The organism is Dysgonomonas reticulitermitis (assembly GCF_054601275.1).
In genome coordinates, this window is record NZ_BAAHWU010000036.1 from 15,041 (window position 1) to 31,742 (window position 16,702).

At 38.3% G+C, this 16,702-nt stretch carries 12 protein-coding genes and 1 tRNA gene; 6 read left to right on the forward strand and 7 right to left on the reverse strand.

Going from position 1 to position 16,702, the window contains the following annotated elements; translation table 11 throughout:
• Positions 1 to 10: 10 nt before the first annotated feature.
• The 7 genes from ACYPZI_RS12045 to ACYPZI_RS12075 all read right to left on the reverse strand — a co-directional run bounded on the left by ACYPZI_RS12045 (position 11) and on the right by ACYPZI_RS12075 (position 10,130).
• Positions 11 to 397 (reverse strand): four helix bundle protein, encoded by a 387-nt coding sequence (locus ACYPZI_RS12045; protein WP_459601923.1) that lies wholly within the window; start codon positions 395 to 397, stop codon positions 11 to 13.
• Positions 398 to 438: 41 nt separating this feature from the next.
• On the reverse strand, positions 439 to 1,458 hold the full coding sequence (locus ACYPZI_RS12050; RefSeq protein ID WP_459601925.1) for an electron transfer flavoprotein subunit alpha/FixB family protein: 1,020 nt from the start codon (positions 1,456 to 1,458) through the stop codon (positions 439 to 441).
• Between the two features lie 101 nt (positions 1,459 to 1,559).
• Positions 1,560 to 2,432, reverse strand: coding sequence for an electron transfer flavoprotein subunit beta/FixA family protein (locus ACYPZI_RS12055; RefSeq protein WP_459601927.1), 873 nt, complete (start codon positions 2,430 to 2,432; stop codon positions 1,560 to 1,562).
• 180 nt (positions 2,433 to 2,612) lie between these two features.
• Positions 2,613 to 5,078 carry a phenylalanine--tRNA ligase subunit beta gene (pheT, locus tag ACYPZI_RS12060; RefSeq protein ID WP_459601929.1) on the reverse strand — a complete coding sequence of 822 codons (2,466 nt, stop codon included), beginning with the start codon at positions 5,076 to 5,078 and terminating at the stop codon, positions 2,613 to 2,615.
• A gap of 551 nt (positions 5,079 to 5,629) precedes the next feature.
• Positions 5,630 to 6,823 carry a pyridoxal phosphate-dependent aminotransferase gene (locus ACYPZI_RS12065; RefSeq protein ID WP_459601931.1) on the reverse strand — a complete coding sequence of 398 codons (1,194 nt, stop codon included), beginning with the start codon at positions 6,821 to 6,823 and terminating at the stop codon, positions 5,630 to 5,632.
• A 44-nt stretch (positions 6,824 to 6,867) separates the two neighbouring features.
• On the reverse strand, positions 6,868 to 8,085 hold the full coding sequence (locus ACYPZI_RS12070) for a bifunctional 3,4-dihydroxy-2-butanone-4-phosphate synthase/GTP cyclohydrolase II (RefSeq protein ID WP_459601933.1): 1,218 nt from the start codon (positions 8,083 to 8,085) through the stop codon (positions 6,868 to 6,870).
• An 8-nt stretch (positions 8,086 to 8,093) separates the two neighbouring features.
• On the reverse strand, positions 8,094 to 10,130 hold the full coding sequence (locus tag ACYPZI_RS12075) for an LptF/LptG family permease (RefSeq protein WP_459601935.1): 2,037 nt from the start codon (positions 10,128 to 10,130) through the stop codon (positions 8,094 to 8,096).
• Between the two features lie 218 nt (positions 10,131 to 10,348).
• On the opposite strand from ACYPZI_RS12075, the gene ACYPZI_RS12080 reads away from it, so the two are divergent.
• The 6 genes from ACYPZI_RS12080 (at position 10,349) to ACYPZI_RS12105 (ending at position 16,486) form a co-directional block, all read left to right on the forward strand.
• Positions 10,349 to 10,422: transfer RNA gene (locus tag ACYPZI_RS12080), tRNA-Met, on the forward strand.
• A 329-nt stretch (positions 10,423 to 10,751) separates the two neighbouring features.
• The gene (gene rfbA / locus ACYPZI_RS12085) at positions 10,752 to 11,618 is read left to right on the forward strand and encodes a glucose-1-phosphate thymidylyltransferase RfbA (RefSeq protein WP_459601937.1); all 867 of its coding nucleotides are present in this window, start codon (positions 10,752 to 10,754) and stop codon (positions 11,616 to 11,618) included.
• A 7-nt stretch (positions 11,619 to 11,625) separates the two neighbouring features.
• Complete coding sequence (rfbC, locus tag ACYPZI_RS12090) at positions 11,626 to 12,174, forward strand: dTDP-4-dehydrorhamnose 3,5-epimerase (RefSeq protein ID WP_459601939.1); 549 nt, start codon at positions 11,626 to 11,628, stop codon at positions 12,172 to 12,174.
• Entirely contained in the window at positions 12,174 to 12,959 is a 786-nt protein-coding gene (locus ACYPZI_RS12095; protein ID WP_459601941.1) for a glycoside hydrolase family 25 protein, read from the forward strand. Before rfbC ends, ACYPZI_RS12095 begins: the two co-directional genes overlap by 1 nt.
• 20 nt (positions 12,960 to 12,979) lie before the next feature.
• Positions 12,980 to 13,978 (forward strand): S41 family peptidase, encoded by a 999-nt coding sequence (locus tag ACYPZI_RS12100; protein WP_459601943.1) that lies wholly within the window; start codon positions 12,980 to 12,982, stop codon positions 13,976 to 13,978.
• Between the two features lie 222 nt (positions 13,979 to 14,200).
• The gene (locus ACYPZI_RS12105) at positions 14,201 to 16,486 is read left to right on the forward strand and encodes an NADP-dependent malic enzyme (RefSeq protein ID WP_459601945.1); all 2,286 of its coding nucleotides are present in this window, start codon (positions 14,201 to 14,203) and stop codon (positions 16,484 to 16,486) included.
• The last annotated feature ends 216 nt before the right edge of the window (positions 16,487 to 16,702 follow it).

Here is a 16,702-nt window from a genome sequence, read left to right on the forward strand (position 1 = left end):
TAGTTAGTAGTTAGTAGTCAGCAGCAGTGTTTTGCTGCAAAGATCGCGAATAGGAGAAAAGCATTTTCTGTATAGTTGTTAAATCTTTATATAGCAGATCGCTATCATATTCGTTAACGTACTGAAGGTCTTTAGATAGAATGATATAATATTTACACTCATTGATAGAGCCTTCCGCTATATTGTAAAAACGCAATTTATCTTTGGACGACTTTTTCCCATATCCTTCGGCGATATTTGCCGCAATAGAGGTAGCTGCTCGGCGATATTGTGAAGTAAGGGCAAATAATTCTTCTTTTGGATAGAGCTTAGTCTTTTTATAAACATCCAAAACGAAAAGATGAGCTTTTTGCCATACTATTAAATTTTCAAAACTGCTACTTCTGTTTTTTTCCATATTGCTACTTGCTACAATCTACTTTCTACTACCTACTCGGTTTATTTTGTATTCTTTTTGTAGTATTTAATCATTTTAGGAATCACATCTTCTACCGCGCCGGTTATCACATAATCGGCGATCGTATTGATAGGAGCATTAGGGTCGCTATTGATCGACAGAATAATAGAACTTTCCTGCATACCTGCAATATGCTGGATTTGTCCTGAGATACCGCAAGCTATATATAGTTTAGGGCGGACGGTTACTCCGGTTTGTCCTATCTGGCGTTCATGTTCTGTGTATCCTGCATCGACAGCAGCACGCGAGCCACCGACCTCTCCTCCGATAAGGGCAGCCAGGTCGTGAAGTAATTGGAAGTTTTCCTTCGAGCCAACACCATAACCTCCGGCAACAATAATAGGAGAGCCTTTGATGTTTGTTTTGCTCTTTTCTATCTGTCTATCAATAATACTTACTACAAAATCTGCATCAGTAACATATTTACTAATGTCATATTTTTTGATCTCACCTTTATGAAGTGGATTGAAAACCTCTTTCTTCATCACACCTTCGCGTACAGTTGCCATTTGCGGACGGCAGGAAGGGTTAATGATAGTAGCTACAATATTTCCTCCGAATGCAGGACGGATTTGGTAAAGAAGATTTTTATAAACCTTGTTTTCCTTTTTTTCTTCATGATCACCTATTTCCAGCGAAGTACAGTCGGCTGTCAGGCCACTGCCTAATGCTGAAGATACACGCGGACCAAGGTCACGGCCAATACTGGTTGCTCCCATCAGGGCTATCTGAGGTTTTTCCACTTCAAATAGTTTTACTAAAATTGCAGTGTGGGGAAGAGACGTATAGGGATACAAGCGACTATCATCGAATAGATGAAGTACATCCGGCCCATATGGAAATATTTGTTCTGCAATACCGTCTAATTTGTGACCGATTGCCACTGCTTCCATTTTGCATCCCAAAGTAGTGGCTAAAGTACGTCCTTTGGTAAGCAATTCGAGACTGACATCTGATACGATGCCGTCTTCTATTTCGCAATATACATATAAGTTGTTCATTATTCTACAGTAGTTAGTAGATGGTAGATAGTAGTAAGTAGTTGACAGGAGTTTTTTGTAATTTTATATTAACTACAATCTCCTTACTACTAGCTACTTCATCATCCTATGGTATGATTTAATATTAATTCTTTCATTAATTCGTCGATAGCCTCATCCGTTGGCTCAAGGGTTTTATTTTCTTTAGATTGGAAAATAACATTTTCTATAGATTTTACTTTCGTAGGAGATCCCGATAGACCGCATTGGGTTGTATCTGCATTTACATCTGCTACACTCCATTCTTGCAAATCGAGATAAGGACGGTTGCTGAACAACTCTGTATAGTCTATAGTATCAGTTTGTTTTTCGGTAACGGTCTTTGCATGCTTATATTTCTGTACGAATTTAGCATTACGGGGACGACATGCCGGCGCGCTACCGTTTACTGTAATAACTATTGGCATTTTTGCCTTGACTGTTTCCACACCACGTTCCAGACGGCGCTTTACTGTTATCTTCCCACCTTTTACCTCAAGAATTTCTTCGGCATAGGTAATTTGGCTCAACCCTAACTTCTCGGCTACCTGAGGCCCTACTTGTGCAGTATCACCATCGATTGCCTGACGTCCACAGATGATCAGGTCATAATCCTTAATCTTACGGATTGCCATAGATAAGGCATACGATGTAGCGAGTGTATCGGCTCCGGCAAATGCGCGGTCGGTCAACAAATAACCACCATCGGCACCTCGGTATAAGCCTTCGCGGATAACTTCAGCTGCGCGTCCCGGCCCCATTGTTAATATAGTAATTGTTGTTCCCGGATAAGCATCTTTCAGGCGGAGAGCCTGCTCCAATGCATTTAAGTCTTCCGGATTGAAGATTGCCGGCAGAGCGGCGCGATTGACCGTTCCATCAGCTTTCATGGCGTCCTTACCCACATTTCGTGTATCCGGAACCTGTTTAGCTAATACAATAATTTTTAAACTCATAACGAATTTTAATGTGTTAGATATTTGGTTTAAATAAATGATATTCGGTTTTTTCCAGTATGTAAATATACTGAATCATTCTCTAAACAAGAGCATTTTGTAGCTGAAAAAAGCTAAAGAGAACAAAGTATAAACAAAAAAACTTTTCAGACAGCCTCTCCTATCAGTTTATTATATCTTTTATCTTAGTTTTGCCCCTAATTCATCTTCCAATGATTTCTGTATCTTACTCATAACAGCATCAATCTGTTTATCGTTAAGTGTTTTTTCTTCATCTTGGAGTACGAAATTTACCGCATATGATTTTTTCCCTTCAGGCAGGTTCTTACCTTCATATACATCAAATAAAGAAATCTCTTTCAACAGTTTTCGTTCAGCCTTATATGCTATTTTTTCTACTTGGTCAAACAGTATATTCTTATCTAATAATAATGCCAAATCACGTTTTACGGCAGGGAATTTAGAAATATCGGCATAAGTAATCGTATGCTTTCTGATTTCTTTCATTAGCATATCCCAATTCAGCTCGGCGAAATAAACTTCAGCATTGATATCGTGTATTTTAAGCCATTTTTTGCTGATAATACCCAATGTGCCTAGTGATTTTCCTTTTCCTTTAGCTTGAATGTCCAAAGCTGTACTGTATATCTCATTTGAAAATTGGGCGTACTCATATCTGGTAGATGGAATACCCAGCCGTGTCAATATATTTTCGACATAAGCTTTTAATTGATATACCGAAGTTTTTTCGTCCGGCGCGGCCCAACTGTTATCGATACTGTTTCCGCTTAACCATAAACCAAGATGAAATTCTTCACTGTATTCCCGTAAATTTTCTCCCTCCGTTTTTTTGCCGGCATCGAAGAAATAACAGTTGCCGAACTCATAGAACTTAATATCAGGATTCTGACGGTTACGGTTGTAAGATATGCTCTCCAAGCCTCCATGCAACAGAGTTTGGCGCATAACCCCAAGGTCCGAACTTAGCGGATTTATCAGATGCACGCAGCTTGAGATAGGGTATGCCTCAGAGTTGTTATAATAAGATTCCTTTGTCAGGGAGTTGTTCATGATCTCATTAAACCCACAGCCTGTTAGTTGCTCGGAAATGAGATTTTGCAAATCGTAACTCTTATCTGTTTGCGTTTCGTAAGACAAATTTGATTTTACACTATCACTCAATTCTATATTGTTGTAGCCATAAATGCGGAGAATATCTTCAACTACGTCTACATCACGCAGCACGTCTACCCTGTATGTAGGGATTTCCAATGTTAATGTATCGTTTGTCTCTTTCGAAATAACGATCTCCAGGCTGCTCAATATAGATTTAACGGTCTCTTTATCTATGTTTTTCCCTATCAAAGAATCTACCTTCTGATAAGAAAGCTCTACTCTCGGTTTTACAATAGGGGTAGGGTAAACATCTTGTATTTCTCCTGTGATTTTTCCACCTGCCAATTCTTTAATCATCAATGCCGCGTACTTCAATACATAGATGGTATCGTTCGGATCACATCCGCGTTCGAACCGGAAAGACGAATCGGTATTGAGTACATGGCGACGGGCTGTTTTGCGTATCCATGTAGGGTTGAAATAAGCACATTCGAGGAAAACATCCGTAGTACTTTCTGTAACGCCCGATTTAAGTCCACCGAATACGCCACCGATACACATGCCTTCTTGTGTATTGCATATCATAAGGTCGCGTTCGCTTAGCGTGCGTTCAGCTTCGTCTAATGTAATGAATTTAGTTCCTTCGGGTAATGTTTTTACAATAACCTCTCCTCCTGTTATGTGAGCTACATCGAAAGCATGAAGCGGATGCCCGAGTCCATGGAGGACATAATTGGTTATATCTACAATATTATTGATTGGGCGAAGCCCGATTAGAGCGAGTCTGTTTTTTAACCATTCCGGACTTTCTGTAACTTTTACATCTTTTATTGTTACTCCCGCATAACGAGGGCAAGCCTCTGTATTTTCCACTTTTACAGGTATACCTCCGTAAGGCTCATCTATATTGAACTTATCAACAGAGGGAGCCTTTAGCGTCCCTTTCAGTTTATTTTGTCTCAGATAAGCGGCAAGATCACGTGCAACACCGAAGTGTGAAGCTCCATCTATACGGTTTGGGGTAATATCCACTTCCAGTATATATTCACTTTTTACATTGTAATAATTTTTAGCCGGAGTTCCGACTTTAGCATCGGAAGGTAGTAGTATTATTCCCGCATGGCTTGTTCCTATACCTATTTCGTCTTCGGCGCATATCATACCGAACGATTCTGTACCTCTGATTTTCGATCTCTTTATTGTAAAGGATTCTTCGCCTGAATATAATTTTGTCCCTACCAAAGCAACGACAACCTTTTGTCCTGCGGCAACGTTGGGTGCACCACACACGATCTGAAGAGATTCACTTTCACCTACATTTACGGTAGTTACATGCAGATGGTCTGAATCGGGATGGTCGACACAAGTCAACACTTCTCCAATTACAAGTCCTTCCAGTCCTCCTTTTATTGTTTCTACTTCTTCTACTCCGCCGGTTTCCAGTCCTATGGATGTCAGTGCGTCGGCAGTTTCCTGAGGTGACAAATCGAAGTCAAGATAATCTTTCAGCCAGTTGTACGAGATATTCATATATTAATGTTTTTATTTTTCTGAAAAAGTTCGTCAAAAATACAAAATTTATTTCATTCGTTTGTTAACATAATAAGGTGAATAGGGCAACCGCATCAAAACAGTAGTCAGTAAACAGTAGTGAGTAGTGAGCGCTCATAACTTTTTAACTAAAAAGTAACAAACTTCTACAGTTCTTGCAGTAGTCAGTAGTTAGTAGTTAGTCAACAGTCAACAAACTATTACTTTGATCTCTATCTGCCATTTTAACTAAAAAGTAACAAACCTCTACAGTTATCAGTCAACAGTCAGCAGTTAACAACTCGTACCTCGTATCTCGTCTACTCGTAACTTTTTAACTAAAATGTAACAAACCTCTACAGTCATCAGTTATCAGTCAACAGTAAACAACTTGTACCTTGTATCTCGTATCTCGTCTACTCATAACTTTTTAACTAAAATGTAACAAACTCCACACTCATTTTTTAATTTGCTAATTCGCTAATTTTCAAATTAAAAATCGTATTTATAGATAAAACTAACGTATAGCTATAAAATTATCGGTCAATTATTTATTTTAGTTTGGACAAAGTCTCCTTTACTCGTCTCATTGCTTCAACAATATTCTCATCAGATGTAGCATATGAGAAGCGGATATAGTCGGGAGCTTCGAAGGCTAATCCACCTACACAAGCAACATGCCCTTCTTCCAATAAGAACATTGCAAGATCGGCAGACGTTTCTATTTTCTTGCCGTTATATGATTTACCGATGTAGTAACTGCATTCGGGAAACAGATAAAATGCACCTTCAGGTTTATTTACTTTAAATCCTTCTATCTCCGAAGCTAGTTTTACAATCAGATCGCGACGACGCATAAATGCATTACGCATATCTTCCACACATTGCTGATCTCCCAGATAAGCAGCTTCCGCCGCCTTCTGAGCTATGGATGAAGGTCCGGAAGTGTATTGCCCTTGCAATTTGTTACATGCCGAGGCTATCCATTGCGGAGCAGCCATCCAACCCAGACGCCACCCTGTCATCGCATAAGCTTTGGACACCCCGTTGATGATAACAACACGGTCTCTTATATTTTCAAATTGAGCAATACTTTCATGTTTACCAACATAATTGATATGCTCATATATCTCGTCAGCAATAATAATGATATTCGGATATTTAGCTAAAACATTAGCCAAAGCCTCCAATTCCGTTTTGCTATAAACACTTCCAGTCGGATTAGATGGAGCACAAAGAATAATCGCTCTTGTTTTTGGCGTAATAGCAGCCTCCAATTGTGCAGCATTTATTTTAAAATCTTGTTCAATTCCTGTACGTATAACACGGCTAACCCCTTCTGCCAGTTTTACCATTTCAACATAGCTAACCCAGCATGGAGCAGGTATAATTACCTCATCACCCGGATCTACAACGGCTAACAACGCATTGCAAACAGCCTGCTTAGCCCCGTTAGAACAAATAATTTGTTCCGGTCTGTAACTAAGTCCATTCTCTTTTTCCAGTTTTTTACAAATCGCTTGTCGCAACGATAAATATCCCGGAACAGGGGTATAGAATGAAAAATTACCGTCAATGGCCTGCTTAGCGGCTTTCTTTATATGTTCAGGGGTAAAAAAGTCCGGTTCGCCAACACTAAGGTTGATCACATTGATCCCTTGAGCTTTTAACTCATTACTCTTTTGTGACATCGCAAGGGTCTCCGATGCAGCAAGATTTGCTATGCGTGCTGATACTTGTGCCATTTCCGAAATTATTTTAATTAGTATTTTCTTTCTATCAAAAATTTTCAATCTACATTATGCAAGTCATGTCCCATTCGCTCTTTCTTCGTTCTCATATAGAAAGAATTATACTTGTTCAAAGTAACCTCTATCGGAACATTTTCGACTACTGTAAGTCCAAAGGACTCTAAACCCTTTCTCTTCACAGGATTATTTGTCAAGAGTTTCATTTTTGAGATACCAAGGTCTCGTAAAATGGCAGCCCCCACTCCATAATCTCTTTCGTCGGCGCGATACCCCAAGTGCAGATTAGCATCTACTGTATCATAACCTTCCTCTTGAAGTTTATACGCCTCCATTTTAGCCATCAACCCGATTCCCCGTCCTTCCTGATTAAGATAAACGATAGCTCCTTTACCTTCCTTTTGTATCATTTCCATCGACTTGTGTAATTGTTCTCCACACTCGCAACGTTGGGAACCAAATATATCACCGGTCATACATGATGAATGAACCCGCGCCAAGATAGGTTCATCCCTCTCCCATGTACCTTTTATCAAAGCAATATGTTCCAAGCCTGTAGACTTTTGTTTAAAAGGTATCAAATGAAAATCACCATATCGAGTTGGCATCATTACTTCTGCTCCCCTTTCTATCAACGACTCGCGTTGAAGTCTATATATTATAAGATCGGCGACAGAAATAAGCTTTAAATTAAATTGATCTGCCATCTCCCGCAATTCGGGCAAGCGGGCCATTTCTCCATCTTCTTTTTTTATTTCGATAAGTACTCCCGCCGGGTACATCCCCGCCAACCTGGCCAAATCGACAGCAGCTTCGGTATGTCCCACTCTGCTAAGCACTCCTTTTTCTTTTGCGCGCAATGGAAATATATGCCCGGGACGCCCAAAATCTTCAGGTTTAGTATCTTTCTTTGTCAGCGCTAAAATTGTCTGCGCCCTATCATATGCGGATATTCCGGTTGTAACACCATTTTTCAATAAATCGACAGACACTGTGAACGGAGTAGAATGGGACGATGTGTTGTGAGTTACCATCATAGGCAAATCCAGCTCTTCGCAACGTTCCGGGGTCAGCGGTGTACAGATAAGCCCTCTGGCATGGGTTTCCATAAAGTTGACTTTCTCCGCTGTTATAGATTCTGCTGCGATTATAAGATCCCCTTCGTTTTCGCGATCTTCATCATCCACTACAATGACAAAATTTCCTTTTCTTATTTCGTCTATAGCTTCTTCTACTGTATCTAACTTTATTTTGTCCATATATAGTTTTACCATTTTATGTTTTCTAATTCACTCGTCATTTGCTTCTTCAGATATTTATATAATCCCCATATGCAGAAGAAAGACAATATCATAATCCTTGAATTATTTTTCTTTATTGTTTTATCGATACTTCTATAAAAGTCGAAATAACAGATAAATGATTTTATGTAACATCCGATATATCCCAATGTGGCAATAAATGCTGTAAAAGTTAGTATATCCGATTCTATAATCATTTGTAATAACCAGAGAGTCAACACAGCAAAATATCCGATAATAGCTATCTTATAATTTTTGAGGAACGCGTAATAATAGCCCATCGACTCATTATAATCCAGACTTTTAATTCTAACATCGAAGAAGCTTGCTCCTTTTGTCTTTAATACACTCAATACAACGTCCAATGTATCACCTCCATAGCCATATTGCTGATGATTTTTTGCTACGTCTTTTAACGCATCAACACTCATAGACTCGAGACTCGAGATTATAGATGGATCTGCATTTAATGTTTCCAAAGCAGGAATTGCCGATTCGTCAATTATCATCTCATTGTCATATATAGCTTTTTTCTTTAAACCCAGTATCCTCCTAAAGAAATTGCCATAGGCTTCGGTATTGAACAGAGCTGAGTCATTCATGGCTTTATAGGTAAGGAACACACCCAAAGGAAATAATACCATCGAACTGAGCCACATGCCTTGCCATACAACCCATACTCCGTCACGAGCCAACTTATAGCCTACATTATCTATAATGTAGTAGATGATAAATAATATAACTGATACGACAACCGGCATACCCAATCCTCCTTTGCGTATGATAGCTCCCAATGGCGCGCCGATAAAGAAAAAGATCAGACAAGCAAATGATAAAACAAATTTCCGGTGCCATTCGATTTGGTGTAGGCGTATGTTTTTTTGCATGTTTATTTTCGGAATGACTTCCATCATATTAAACCGGCTATTTTCGGCGCCACTTGCCGCGATGCTCATATACTGAGAAGTTTCCTCTAAAGTAAAGGAACTCATCAACGAATCGAAATTAACCTTATCAGGCGCTTCGCCTTTGCTCCGGACTACTTGATCTTCTTTATTTTTTTGATATGAATCATTATTCCTATACGTAAGGTATGTATGTTTACCCAAAAGTTTCCTGTCCTGTATATTTAGGCTATCCATCTTATTGTTTAGAGAATCTATAGAATGAGATAGCTTAGCTATATTTTTCGATATTTGTGTTCCTTCAAGATTTGCCTCATCCATTCTATCAAACCCGCTATCGAACGAAATAACAATTTCTTTCTCTACAAAATTTTCCCTGCTATATGGCACAAACTGACTATTATGACTTGCATTTGAGGTAAGATCTGCCTGGCGAAAATTGGCAAATCGCTGACCTGAATAGAGATTTAATAATAGGTATTTTTTATCTTCAGTTACTCTCATTATCGCAGAATCGCAAACAAATACCGACATATTATCAAAACCTTCGGATGTATCATAAATCATTAGATCCTTCAACATTTTAGTTTTAGGGTCTTTCTTCTTTACATACAAACTAAAATTATTTATACCGCTATAAAACGACCCTTCCGGAATATCTAACTCAGGTGATTTTTGCTTAATAGATATCATTAAAGATCTAAACTTTACCTGAATACGGGGCATAGCCTCATCCTGAAAAAAGAAAGCTCCAATGGAAATACATGCCACTAGTATAACTAATGGTTGCATAGTTTTTAACAATGAAACGCCCGAAGCTTTGATTGCTAATAATTCGAGCCGCTCACCTAAACTCCCAAATGCCATAAGCGAGGCCAGCAGCAAGGATAACGGCAATGCCATTGGAATAAGATTAAGAGCTGCATATAGAAACAGTTCCGCGAGGACTATGTTATCTAAACCTTTACCCACAAAGTCCTCGACATAACGCCATATAAACTGCATTAATACGATAAACAAACATATAGCAAAGGTCATCATAAAGACCGGAATAAATGTTTGAATAATAAATGTATATAATCGCTTTATTCTTAGCATTAAATTATTATCTCAAAATCGACTACAAAAGTAGTAAAAAGAAAAATGTTCGTGTATATAATCTCTAGAAAGATATTTATCTTAAATTTTATTAGTAAGTTTTAGATTGTATATGAGGTTCTTCCGCGGTATCAAATAAATTAAATGAATTATTTTCACTCTTGATATTTGTATTATCAAAAATAATCTTCTATTTTTGCACCCGCTAATGTAATGTTGGCGGGATAGCTCAGCTGGTTAGAGCGCATGATTCATAATCATGAGGTCCGGGGTTCAAGTCCCCGTCCCGCTACAATGAAAATCAAGCACTTGCGAATTTAATTTTGTAGGTGCTTTTTTATTTTGCATAAAAATTGCATAAAATTATACGTAAGATACCCCCTACGGGGTGGGTGGGGGTAGGTATCCATCTGTCTTCAATTCTCAAAAACGCTACCCACCAAAATAACGAGTATAATCCTGGAAATGTCGCCATTAAAAAATTCCAGAAAAATTTTCCTGGAATTTTCAAAGTAACTGTTAGGAATTATCATAAAGCGTTATGATAATTCCTAACAGTTACTTAGTGTTGCCTGATATTTTATTATAAATTTGTAGTTATAATAAAATTATGAAAGTATAATGAAAGGAATTATTCTTGCCGGAGGCAGCGCTACAAGGCTTTTTCCCTTGTCGAAAGCTATATCGAAACAGATTATGCCTGTTTATGACAAACCGATGATATACTATCCTTTGTCCACATTGATGTTGGCCGGGATTCGTGAAGTGCTGATCATATCTACCCCTCATGACTTACCTATGTTCAGGAAGTTACTGGGGACAGGCGACGATTTGGGTATGAAGTTTGAATATATTGTACAGGAAGTCCCTAACGGATTGGCACAGGCATTTGTTCTTGGTGCGGATTTTCTGGCCGGCGAACCGGGTTGTCTCATTCTCGGAGATAATATGTTTCATGGTCAGGGCTTTTCTAAAATGCTAAAAGAGGCGGCATCTATCGAAAATGGCGCATGTATTTTCGGCTATTATGTGAAAGATCCGCGTGCATATGGTGTGGTTGAGTTCGATGACCGGGGTAAAGTAATTTCTTTGGAAGAAAAACCTGAAAAGCCGAAATCAAATTATGCTGTTCCCGGATTATACTTTTATGATAAAACTGTTACTCAAAAGGCAAAAGCTTTGAAACCTTCAGCCAGAGGGGAGTATGAGATAACAGACCTTAATAAATGCTTCTTGGAAGAAGGTTCTTTGAAAGTTCAATTGTTTGGGCGCGGATTTGCTTGGTTAGATACCGGCAATTGCGATAGCTTGCTCGAAGCCGGCAACTATGTAGAAACAATCCAGAACCGTCAAGGTTTTTATATTTCATGTATCGAAGAAATTGCGTGGCGCAACAAATGGATTGATAATAAACAGCTTGAATCTTTAGGCCGGAAGTTGGATAAAACTGCATACGGTCAGTATATACTTAGTCTGATAGAATATTGATAATTATATGAAATTTACAGAGCAAGAGTTAAAGGGTGTTTGGGTTATAGAACCTAAAGTGTTTCTCGACGAAAGAGGATACTTTATGGAATCATTTAAGAAAGAAGTTTTCGAACAATATATAGGAGCAGTAAACTTTGTGCAGGACAATGAATCGAAATCGACGAGGGGAGTCTTGAGAGGTTTGCATTATCAAACAGGAGGTTATGCTCAGGCAAAATTAGTTCGCGCGCTGCAAGGACGCGTTCTCGATGTAATTGTCGATTTGCGAAAATCTTCTCCGACTTTTGGGAAGCACTTAGCTGTAGAACTGACTGACGAAAACAAGAAGCAGCTTTTTATACCGAGAGGGTTTGCTCATGGCTTTTTGGTACTAAGTGAGGAAGCTATTTTTTCCTACAAAGTGGATAATATTTATAACCCTTCGCATGAAGCTTCCTTGTTGTGGTCTGATCCTACTGTTAATATCGACTGGAAAATAAACGAAAAAGAACTTCTCTTGTCTGCAAAAGATAAGTCGGGTAAACTATTCTCCGAAACTATCCTTTTCGACTAATGGCTAAGCCGATAAGAAAAAAGCCGGTCAGAAAGAAAGTTAGAAGAAAAAAGAAACCTGACCAGAAAATAAAATACATTTTTATTGCTGCTCTGGCCTTATGTTTGGGCATTGCAGCTTTCTTCGTAATTAAAGATTATTTTGGCGAAGATGAAACATTCGATTCTAATAAATATTTTGTCAAAGGCATAGATGTGTCTCATCACAATCCGATTCTGAATTGGGATAATGTTATGGAACAAGGCATAACTTTTGCCTATATGAAAGCTACCGAAGGTAATGACCATCAAGACCGGAACTATCCGTTCAATTACGATTTGGCACGGAAGTCTAATATTAAAGTCGGCTCATATCACTTTTATACTTTTGGACTGTCGGGAAAAGAGCAGGCCCGACATTTTTTGAAAACAGCCAGATTCAGTGCGGGAGACTTAATACCGGCAATAGATGTAGAACATTCTACAATAAATATTTACAGCAAAGATGATAAGTATGTGAGTCTGGTTATCCGGGAACTTAAAGTACTTGAGGACGAATTGTATGAGCATTTTGGAGTACATCCTGTTATATATACTAATAAGGACTGTTATAAGCTGTATATTAAGAAAAATTTTCCTTCTAATATTATCTGGATGTGTGATTTGCATAATGAACCGTCCGATAATACTAACTGGAGGATATGGCAATTTTCACACAAAGGAGAAATTCCGGGTATAGACGGGAATATCGACTTAAATTACTATCGTTATACATTCGATGGGTTTAAAGAATTATTACTACCTTGAGCATCCTAATATTCAAATTTATGAGATACAAATTCGTTATCATACTTTTATGCAGCATACTCTTAACTTCCTGTTTTGAGGAAGATAAGTATATCAATACCAAGAAAGGCAATTTTGAAGCTTTATGGAAAATAATGGATGAGCATTACTGCTTTTTTAATTATAAGAATATTGATTGGAACGAAATCCATACACGTTATTCGGAACGCATTAGCGAAAATATGGATAATGAAGCTTTGTTTACTGTACTGGGAGAAATGTTGGCTGAGGTTCAGGACGGACATGTTAATTTAGTAGCCAATCATAATGTCGCCCGCTATTGGAAATGGTTTGAAGATTATCCGGATAATTTCGATTCCAAAATACAAAAAAATTATATTGGAACCGATTACGGTATTGCCGGAGGACTAAAATATAAGATACTGGAAGATAATATAGGATATATTTATTATGGTAGTTTCTCCAGTGGTATTGGAGAAGCGAATATCAATCAGGTACTTGACCGCATGGCTGTCTGCGATGGAATTATTCTGGATATAAGGGATAATGGGGGCGGATTGCTTACCAATAGTGATAAGCTCGCTTCACATTTTTTTAATCAAAAAACGCTTGTTGGCTATATCATGCATAAAACAGGTAAAGGACACGACGATTTTTCGAAACCATATGAGATATATGTAGAGCCATCGGATGGTGTTAAATTCCAAAAGAAAGTGGTATTGTTGACTAACCGTAGTTGTTATAGCGCAGCTAATGATTTTGTCAATTCTATGCGCTATGCTCCTAATGTTACAATTGTCGGCGATAGAACCGGTGGTGGAAGCGGACTTCCTTTTTCGTCCGAATTACCGAATGGATGGTCTATACGTTTTTCGGCATCACCTATATTGGATGCTGAAAAGAACCACACAGAATTTGGTATCGATCCGAACGTAGATGTTGATATGACGGATGAGGATATAATTAAAGGAGTGGATACCATTATAGAAAGAGCCCGTGTGATTATAAAAAGCAATTGAAGGAATCTCAGCTCTATTTAATATAAAATATCATATTGATGTTAATATTTCGAAAATCATATATGTTGTTTGTTTCTTTTATGTGAAAATTATGTTGTAAAACAGTTTTTATTGCCATAATGTTTTGTTTAAAACTATTCAGATGAAAAACCTTTTTCATAACTTTGTCCTGATTTTAGAGATATTTAAATTATATTATTTTACGTTTTAATATCCAGAACTATGGAAAAGATAACAAAAGAAGCGGCGTTGAAATATCACAAAAATGGTCGTCCCGGCAAGATAGAGGTTGTGCCCACAAAACCATACAATACTCAAACCGATTTATCCTTAGCTTATTCGCCCGGAGTTGCAGAACCTTGCCTTGAAATAGAAAAAGATCCGCAATTAGCTTATGATTATACAACAAAAGGTAATCTTGTAGCCGTTATCTCTAATGGAACTGCTGTTCTTGGATTGGGCGATATTGGAGCCTTGGCCGGAAAACCAGTGATGGAAGGAAAAGGACTTTTGTTTAAAATATACGCCGGAATTGATGTTTTTGATATTGAAGTTGATGAAAAAGATCCGGAAAAATTTATTCAGACAGTAAAAGCTATATCTCCTACTTTTGGCGGTATAAACTTAGAAGATATAAAGGCTCCCGAATGTTTTGAAATAGAAAGAAGACTGAAGGAAGAACTTGACATACCCGTCATGCATGACGATCAGCATGGAACAGCCATTATTTCGGCGGCAGCTTTGCTGAATGCGTTAGATATTACCAAGAAGGATATCTCAAATGTAAGGCTGGTAGTGAATGGCGCCGGCGCATCGGCTATTGCTTGCACAAACTTGTATATGAAGTTTGGGGTGCGCAAAGAAAATATTATCATGTGCGATAGCAAAGGGGTCTTGACCACAAGGCGTACAGATCTTAATGAATCGAAAAAAGATTTTGCGATAGACAGTGAGATGAAAACACTTGATGACGCTATTGAAGGAGCGGATATTTTCTTGGGGCTGTCTACTGCTAATGTTTTGACCAAAGAGATGATTCGTAAAATGAACGAAAATCCAATTGTTTTTGCTTTGGCTAATCCTAATCCTGAAATATCATACGAGGAGGCGATGGAGTCTCGTGAAGATATTATCTTTGCAACAGGGCGTTCCGACTATCCTAATCAGGTGAATAATGTACTTGGTTTCCCTTATATATTCCGCGGAGCTTTGGATGTTCAAGCAACTTCGATAAACGAAGAAATGAAACTGGCAGCGTCAAAAGCCATAGCCGATTTGGCAAAAGAACTTGTACCGGATGTTATAAACACTGCATACGAAATAAAACGGTTGTCTTTTGGCCGTGATTATATTATACCGAAACCATTAGACCCAAGGTTACTTACTGCCGTGTCTGTAGCTGTCGCTAAGGCTGCCGTTGAAACCGGTGTCGCACGTAAAACGATAGACGATTGGGAAGCATACGGAAACAGATTGTCTGAAATGTTAGGCTATAGCAATAAATTGATTCATCGTTTGACAAACTTAGCTAAAAGTGACCCTAAACGTGTCGTATATTGCGAAGGTAATCATATCAATATGATTAAAGCCGCCGTATTCTCTAAAAAGGACGGTGTCTGCCATCCTATTCTGTTGGGAAGTGAAGAGCGGATTAAGCATATTGCCCGTGAAAACGGAATAGAGTTAAATGGTGTTGAAATAATAGACCATCGAAATATACGTGAGGATGATCGTAGAAGTCGTTATGCTAAGAAATTAAGTGATAACAAATCAAGGGAAGGTATCCGTTATCAAGAGGCATTTGAAAAAATGAGCGACCGCAATTACTTTGGTATGATGATGGTAGAAACAGGGGATGCAGATGCTGTTATTACCGGCATATATAGCCACTATCGTGAGTTTGCGCGTACAGCACTCGAAGTTATAGGTCTACAGCCTCAGTATAAGCATTTTGCAGCCATGCATATTGTGCAAACGAAGAGAGGACCGTATTTTCTCGCAGATACATTGATAAACCGTTGGCCTGAAGAAGATGTGTTGAAAGAAATAGTAAAACTTTCACATGATACGGTTGAATATTTTGCAACGGAGCCTGTTATGGCTATGTTATCTTTTTCTAACTATGGAGCTGATGATGATGGTAGTCCGAAAAGCATAACGAATGCTATTAAATATTTTCATGAGAAATATCCGGAATACAATATAGATGGAGAAATGCAGCTGAATTTTGCAATGAACAAGGATCTCAGAGACAGGGCTTTCCCATTTAATTCTATTAAGGGTAAAGATGTGAATACATTGATATTTCCAAACCTCAGCTCGGCTAATATATCCAGTAAGCTACTTATAGAACTGGGCATTGCCGGAGAGAGTATTGGCCCGATACAGATGGGGTTGCGCAAAGCTGTACATTTTACAGATATAGAAAGTTCGGTGCGGGATATTATTAATTTGACGATTGTCGCTGTTGTAGACGCAATAGCCCATAGTGGGAGTCTTGAGCAATAAAACTATACTTAAATGGTTGAAAAAGAGGGGATATGTTCAAGGTATTCCCTCTTTTCTGTTTTACTTTTTCGTAGCGCTATTGAGTATTTCCTGACTTCGACGGTATTTTTTTGTAATCGCATGATTTTCAGTGGTGTAAAATTTCGTTCGTCCACTACATTTTACATCTTTGTTTCCAACTTAAATGGTACTACATGCCTTTTCAGGTGCATTGCC